We start from the raw sequence: 7,569 nt of genomic DNA, 5'->3' as shown, positions 1-7,569 counted from the left end.
TTTACCGATACCCCAAGCGATGCCGAAAGTGGCAAGAGTTCCCAGAAAACCGGCGAGGGGAGTGGCGACACCTTCGGGAACACCTTTGAGGGCATAACCATCAAAAATTCGGGCGGAGGGTAATTGATTACCAAGGGCGTTGGGGTCTTCTTTTTGGCTAAATTGTAAGTCTTCCGCCACTCGATCGAGTCCGTCGGGATCGGGACTGGCAAAGGGAGAAAGAAAAACGGCGATAATTAGGTATAATACCAAGCCAATCAGAAAAAATTGCCTATTTCTGCGAATATTCATCGACTTAATTGCTTTATTGACGAGAAGCTTAGGAAGGAGAAACAAAAGTATTAACGGAATGGGGCGGATCGTAGAGAAGATCGGGACGGGTTCGCCAGATATAACCGACAGCGAAAACCGTAATCACCGCTTCCCCGATACCGATGAGGATATGCCAAGATAACATGGCAAAAAGGGCGACTAAAAGCGGTACAGTGCCAGATAAAGCCAATTGCAGGGCGCAAGCTAACGCCGCCACCACCACACTTGTCCAAGCAGCTACGGCAATAGCGATCGCCATACTGCGCCAACTATTAAAACCAAGGGCTTTCCTAATCCCTAGATAGAGATAATAACCGCCAAACGTCCCGATCAAACCCATATTGACGATATTCGCCCCTAAAACCGTTAAACCGCCATCTTGAAAAAATAAAGCTTGAACGATAAAAACCACCGCCATCACCAGAGAACCCGCCCAGGGACCGAGCAGAACCCCCGCCAGAGTCCCCCCTAACAAATGTCCGGAGGTTCCCCCCGGAATGGGAAAATTAATCATCTGGGCGGCAAAAATAAAGGCGGCACAAACTCCCATCAAAGGTACAGCCCGTTCAGCGTAGTGGCCGCGCACTTTTTTGAGAGAAAAGCCAATCAGGACAACGGCAATTATCCAAGTAAATAGACTCACCGGTGGACTCAAAAAGCCGTCGGGAATATGGAGGGCGAGATAAGGGGTAAGGAGATGGTGAAACAAACCAACTCCTAGAAAATTAACAGACATTAAAACTCAGTCTCCTTGGCAATTTGGGTTAAAGATTTCCATAGAATTGCGTCGCTAGGACGGAAAAGTCCTCTCTTCTAGTAGATAACTAACCGCTTTATTCTACAATGCTCTCTCTGGGGATTTAAACCCTTTAGCTTCTTAAGAATTTCTGTTATTTGGCCAGCCGTCAGGGTTTAGCTATCAGCCAAAATCTGATTATTCTCAAGCAGTCAAATTCTTTAAATTATTATTAAATTCAGAGCTTTTTTGGGTTTTTATGCTAGGCATTAATCAGTTATCAGTTATCAGATCCTGAAGGGCGCTGATAACTGAAATGTCCCCCCACATCTCCTATATCTCCCACTTCCTAAGATAAATAAAGATGAATCAGCTTACAACTGTTGCTTTATTGGGTTTACTAGCCGGTTTACTTGTCGCTATTGGCTACGCGATCGGTGGTCAGGATGGTGCTTTAATTGGTTTAGAGGTCAACTAATGATAAGCTATCAGAGAGAACCCCCTCTTTTTCGCTTTTTCTAGCTTGGTATGAAACCGTGATCAACTCTGAAGAAAAAAGACCGACTTGGGACGAATACTTTTTAATGATCGCTAAATTAGCCGCCACCAGATCCACCTGTTTAGCTTTTCCCGTCGGTGCGGTAATTGTCAAAGATCGGCAGGTTTTAGCCACGGGTTACAATGGTTCTCCATCGGGAACGGTTCATTGTACTGCCCAGGGTTTTTGTTATCCCGGTTTGGGAACCTGTCGAGAATCCGGAGAAATTCCCTCTCGGGCAATTCATGCCGAAGCTAATGCGATCGCTCAAGCGGCCAAACACGGTATTTCTACCCAAGGAGCTAGTATTTACGTTACTTTAGAACCCTGTATTTCCTGTTTAAAACTAATTATTTCTTCGGGAATTAAAGAAGTTTTTTACGAAGCGGATTTTAATAGTGGGACAAAAGCAATGTTAAGGGATTCTTTTCTAGAAACGGGGATTATTAAATATAAAAAGATTTATTTATCAGCAGAAATGGCTAGTCATGCGGCCTTATTTTTATTAAATCCCATTTTGATCGATCTCAGGTAGTTATTATCAGGATGGTAATTACTAGGAAAAATCTCTATCTATACGGTAGATAAAGTTAGTTGAATTGGCATAAAATAGTGAAAATTTTTTTATGGGCGGGTTTCCAGAAAAGCTTCTATAGGCATGGCCAACCAATCCCCGTCTAATACTAAATCCGGTTATTAAAAACTGATTATCTATTCCTCCCCAACAAGGTTTTTAGACTTTTTTTCCCTCAAAAAGTGCCGACCATTGGAGGGATCGGGGGTAAAATTCCTGGACTTTTTCCCTGAAAATTAGGTAACTGACTACCTCAAAATCGGTAAAACCCCACACCCTGCCCCCACGAAAAACTTTGCAGTCCTACTATCCCTCGGCCATTAAGCGCAATAATTCGTCAGTGGATAGCTTGCCGCTGGCGTCGGTTCCCTCCAATAAACTATCGGCGAGATCGCGTTTATGGTGGTGCAGATCGACAATTTTTTCCTCGATCGTATCCTTGGCCACTAAGCGATAAATCGTCACCGGACGTTTTTGGCCGATGCGGTGAGCGCGATCGGAGGCCTGATCCTCCACTGCGGGATTCCACCAGGGATCAAGATGGATAACATAATCGGCTGCGGTGAGATTTAATCCTGTCCCCCCGGCTTTTAAACTAATTAAAAATACGTCCCCTTCCCCCGCTTGAAACGCTTTCACCTGTTTCTGCCGATCGCTGGCTGGGGTACTACCATCGAGGTATTGATATTTTATCTGTCTTTGATCGAGATAACTGCGGATAATCGCTAAATGATCGACAAATTGACTAAACACCAACGCTTTATGCTGATTATCCAATAAATCATCCAGAATTTCCCCGAAACGGGACAATTTCGAGCCGGCTAAATCCAAATCTGGAGCCACTAACTGCGGGTGACAGCAGGCCCGGCGTAATTTCATAATCTCTGCCAGTACCTGGAGATGTTTCGCTCCGGCGGTACTGTCACTCTCGCTTAATTTCTCCAAAGCACGCCGCCGTAAGGCCTCGTAAAACGCCTTCTCCTCGACGCTTAACTCGATCGGGACTAAAATCTCGGTACGGGGCGGTAATTCCGCCAGAACTTGGTTTTTAGTGCGCCGGAGAAGGAAAGGCCGCACCAGTTTTTTTAACTGTTCGCGAGCGGTTTTATCGCCGTATTTTTCGATCGGGGTGGCGAAACGGCGATCAAAACTTTCCAAGGATCCCAACAATCCGGGGTTGATAAAACGGAAAAGATTCCATAATTCCCCTAAATGATTCTCGATCGGTGTTCCCGTGGTGATTAGTTTAAAATCCCCCCGCAGATTCATCGCTGCTTTCGATCGCTTGGTGGAGAAATTCTTAATCGCTTGGGCCTCATCGAGAACGATTGTTCGCCATTCCACCCCGGCCAACATGGTAGCCACTTCTTCCTGCTGTAATAACCCATAGCTACAGACCAACAGATCAAAAGGTTGCAGTCGATCGAGTAGTGCTTGCCGATCGCCTGTACCCAATTGGATGATATTTAAGGTAGGTGCGAACCTTTCCGCCTCACTGATCCAGTTCAAACATACTGAAGTAGGGGCGATCGCTAAAGTCGGTCCCTCCGAGGCGCGGGTTAGGATCACTGCTAGGGCCTGTAAAGTTTTCCCTAATCCCATATCATCGGCCAAACAGGCCCCGGCCCCCCACTGGGCCAGCCTAGCTAACCAGCGAAAGCCTTCCAGTTGATAGTCGCGCAATTCTGCCTGTAGAGTTGAGGGGACTTCTGGGGTAAAATCCTGACTCTCCTGAAAGCGTTGTAAATTATCGCGCCAACGTTTATCGGCCTTGAGTTGTCCCACTTCCTCGCTGAGTTCCGAGAGAATCGGGGCAGCGAAGGGATGAAACCGCAAACCGTCGCCGGACTTTTCCGAGAAAGCGCGCATTTCCTGTAACCGTTCCCGAAATGCCTCGGTTAGGGCGAGAAATTGACCATCTCCGAGGGGAATAAACCGCCCCGGCGATCCCTCTAGCAATTTCATCAACTCCTGCATACTCAGCACCGATTTCTCCTCTAGGTGCAGTTCCCCACTGACCGCAAACCAATCCCGTTGACTGTGGATATTTAGGTGTAGGTCCTGTAATCGAAGCTGACGCGTCACCCGCCATTTTTCCCCTTCCGGCCATTCCACAAGGACGCTATCGCTTAATTCCCGCAATTCCAGCAGTAGATCTAGACAATCCTCTGGATTTTCTAGCCGCCATTCCCCATTTTCTTCCTCGAAACTGATCAGGATCGGACAAGAATCGATCGCTGTTTGGGCCAGTTTTTTCTCTAGGGCCAGATCCCTAGTGGTTTGCAGCCGTTCCCCCTCGATCTCGGCGATTACTGTTTCTCCCCCTTTTCCAGGCTGGAAGTAGGGACCGGCTGCCCCAAAAGGACGGCTGAGAACCGCCACTTTTAAACCCTCTCCGGCCGGTAAGAGATGAATCCGGGGTTGACTATCGGCTGCCACTGACCGGGCTGCTTTTCCTCCCCCGATATCGGAATGTACTGTCACTATCCCGGACAGGGAATTGATCGCAGCCAGGACTTTTTCCCGGCCCTTGTCGGGGACTTCTAGGCGGTTGCTTTTGCCGATAATGTCGGCGATGCTTCGGTGTTCCGGCTTGACTTCGATTACCTTAACGCGAGTGGGGGTTTCTTTCCAAATCAGCACTTCTTGGCGATCGCTGAGATCGGGCAGTAAAGACAGGATTAATTTACCCGATTTTCCCTTTCTTACTCGCAATTCCGGTTCCCCAGCGACGATTTCTACCCGCGTTCCGGGGGAATCTTCCCAGAACACCAGGGGATGACCGATCAGTTCGATAATGGCCCGGCGCTCAAAGTGATACTCGTTCTGGCCATAGTAACTGGATTCCACGAAGATATGGGCGCAAATTTTCAGGTCTTGCGGGGTTAAATAGTCAATTTCTCCAGTTTTTCGCAGACGTTTAAGGGAGACGGGACGGCCGCGACTCCAATTACCCCGCGCGTCGAGTTTCTGTTCTTTTGGTTGCAGGAAATAATCCTCGGAATGGATAGTGAGAAACCAAGCAAGGCGGACGACGGGGTTAGATTTACCCGGGGTTGGTGTTGGCGCGCACAGATTAGTCAAGGCATTCAGGCACAGTTGCCAAGCTTCTTGGGGTTCGATCGCATCTACCAGGGGGGAAGGGAGATGCCATTTTATAACCACCTCCGCTTCCGGCGCTCGATCGAGTCGGGACAGTAGGGCCCCGGTTTCTAGGGCTAACCAATGGTAGCCGGCCGCCTTGGCATCTTTGTAGAGGGGCAAGAGTAGGCGGGGCAGATGTTTTTTAGCGATGTCGCTGCTCATCCAGTAGAGACAGATACTACAGATAAGAGTCTCTAGACCCTGGCCCATTTGGTAGGGATTGATCGTCGCGTCGATGATTGCGTCTTTGGCCTGCATATCTCCCTGACGGGCAGCGATGATTTTTTCCAGACGGGCATAGATAGGACTGAAAGGATGATCGTTTTGACGCGTCACCCAACTGGTATAGCTGGCGGCCTCGGCGAGACGTTCGGGGGTTCCTTCTTTGAGGAGGGCGAAAATAAAGGAGAAGCCGCTAATCGAAGAAAAATAGATTTTTTGTTTTCCTTTGGCTTTTTTTAGGGCTTTAAGGGCGAGGGTATATTCTTGGATCGCTTTGCTGTTTTCCCCGCCCAGAAAGGCAATCCAACCCCGTATCGCCCCGATTGCTGCTGCTTGGCTTTCCGGGAAGGGGCGATCGAGATACCGACGCACTTTATCGCTTTGTCCTCGGATGATTGCCTGTTCGAGCCACAAATGGGCTTCGGAAACACTGGTCTGGTCTTGACAGAGTTCTTCTAGGAGGGAAAAAGCCCCATCGGCGCGAGTTATTTTTTCAAAAGCCTTGACAAGAATGCTATTTAGTGCTATGGCTTGAAATTTGGTCGGTTGCGTCCGTAACCAATCCCCATCGAAGGGGTTATCGTAGATGAGGATAAGAAGGTCTTCTAGGCTGGTTTTTGGGGAAGAATAGCTGGTTTTCTGATAATCGGCGATTTGTTGTTCGACCGAGTCGAAATCCTGACGATAGATGGCCAGACGGATTTCTCGGATTAATTGCTCTTTTCCCTGAAAAACTAGGCTTTCATCCCAACGAGTTCGGGGCTGCGGCAGTTTTGCCTTGATAATCTCGGCAAAACGCTTGAATTCTCCCTTGCTAATGCTATCACGGCTGGCAATCTCGACGAGGAGGGGATGACAGCGCGGCCCGTAGCCTTTGTCCTGGGTGATCACTTCCGCTTCTAGGAGGAGATCTAAATGGGATTTCAGGGTTTGGCCGTTAAATCGCCGGTTGTTCTCGTCGCGGTAATGAGCTTGATTTAAACAGTCTAGAAAAGTGCTGCGGGCGATCGGTTCATAGATTAGGGAAAAAAAACGGACGATCACCTGATCTAGTGTCGATAATTTTTGGTAGCGTTCGATGAGTTGGCGGCGGATTTGCTCTATATCTTGCATATTCGGTTATATTCGCGGATAATCCTAATCTTTTTGCGGGGATATGACTGCAATTTATGGACGGGTTTCCAAAAAAGGTTCGATATCGATCGGGAACCAGTCCCCGTCTAATACCTGTTGGAGAGTGAATATAGACTCTAGGGGAATCGCATTTTTATCGACTATCCGCGCGTTAATCAGGGATTTTCTGGCATCAGAGTAGGCTGTCTCGAAAGTGTCCCGCAGATGATTGGCGAGAGTCGGACTATCTACCTTTCTTTCCAATTGAACCCTAAAATTGGCGATTTCTTCGAGCCAATGACGGGCATTCCGTTCTTTTTCCGATTCCCAATAGGATAGTTTCAGGAGATGGATTAATAATTGAGTTAACAAACTCTCTACAGCCCGTCTGTCGCTTTTTCCCATACACTCCACCTCTTCGATCAGGTTTTCCCAGTCCACCCGGTCAAACTCTTTTCGCTTTAACAGTTCGGCGGTTTTTTCCGTCCAGAGAACAAAATCTTCTTCGTAGAGAGCGGTCATCATAGATTTCTCATCCCGACCGGGAGCGCGGGGTAATGGCTCGATTATAACGCTCGATCGCTATCCTCGATCAGCTTCTAGTCTGGGGAATTTTTGCCAAGTTAGAGATTTATTCACTAGCACAAGTTGTTCTTTTTGTCAAAAAAACTTTTTCTTTTTAACAAAAGTACACAAACATTTTGATCAACCTTATTGGCGATGTTATTTTGGGACTAGAGGGGAAAGATAACGTCGCTGCTAGAATTTAATTTTCAGACAAATAACCTCGGAGCAGAAATTATGACCTTTACACCAGCTATTGATCCAGATATTGAATACCCCGACAGTGACGGTAAACCCATGGCCGATAATACCGAACAATACGAATGGATCGTTAAAATCAAAGAAAATCTTGAGATTCTTTTTGCC

At 47.6% G+C, this 7,569-nt stretch carries 5 protein-coding genes and 1 pseudogene; 2 read left to right on the top strand and 4 right to left on the bottom strand.

From position 1 onward, the window contains the following. Nucleotides 1-291, bottom strand: a 291-nt coding sequence (locus IM509_RS22855; protein ID WP_272079388.1) for a PDGLE domain-containing protein, incomplete at its 3' end; no start/stop codon positions are given. Between the two features lie 28 nt (nt 292-319). Next, nucleotides 320-1,048, bottom strand: a complete 729-nt coding sequence (locus IM509_RS22850; protein ID WP_072927356.1) for an energy-coupling factor ABC transporter permease — start codon at nt 1,046-1,048, stop codon at nt 320-322. Between the two features lie 536 nt (nt 1,049-1,584). On the opposite strand from IM509_RS22850, the gene IM509_RS22845 reads away from it, so the two are divergent. Beyond that, entirely contained in the window at nt 1,585-2,121 is a 537-nt protein-coding gene (locus IM509_RS22845; RefSeq protein ID WP_072927358.1) for a deoxycytidylate deaminase, read from the top strand. Nucleotides 2,122-2,466: 345 nt separating this feature from the next. On the opposite strand, the gene IM509_RS22840 is transcribed toward IM509_RS22845, so the two are convergent. Together IM509_RS22840 and IM509_RS22835 are read right to left on the bottom strand one after the other, a co-directional pair. Then, nucleotides 2,467-6,639, bottom strand: coding sequence for a DEAD/DEAH box helicase (locus IM509_RS22840; protein ID WP_072927361.1), 4,173 nt, complete (start codon nt 6,637-6,639; stop codon nt 2,467-2,469). A gap of 54 nt (nt 6,640-6,693) precedes the next feature. Beyond that, nucleotides 6,694-7,164, bottom strand: coding sequence for a DUF29 domain-containing protein (locus tag IM509_RS22835; RefSeq protein ID WP_052276433.1), 471 nt, complete (start codon nt 7,162-7,164; stop codon nt 6,694-6,696). Nucleotides 7,165-7,440: 276 nt separating this feature from the next. Between IM509_RS22835 and IM509_RS22830 the strand changes: the two are divergent. Continuing rightward, nucleotides 7,441-7,569 (top strand): annotated as a pseudogene (locus tag IM509_RS22830) (Uma2 family endonuclease); the annotation flags it as partial.

Source organism: Microcystis sp. M31BS1, assembly GCF_020245285.1.
Lineage (GTDB): Bacteria > Cyanobacteriota > Cyanobacteriia > Cyanobacteriales > Microcystaceae > Microcystis > Microcystis panniformis.
Note: the sequence above shows the minus strand (reverse complement) of the source record. Positions and strands in the feature narration are given on the sequence as shown.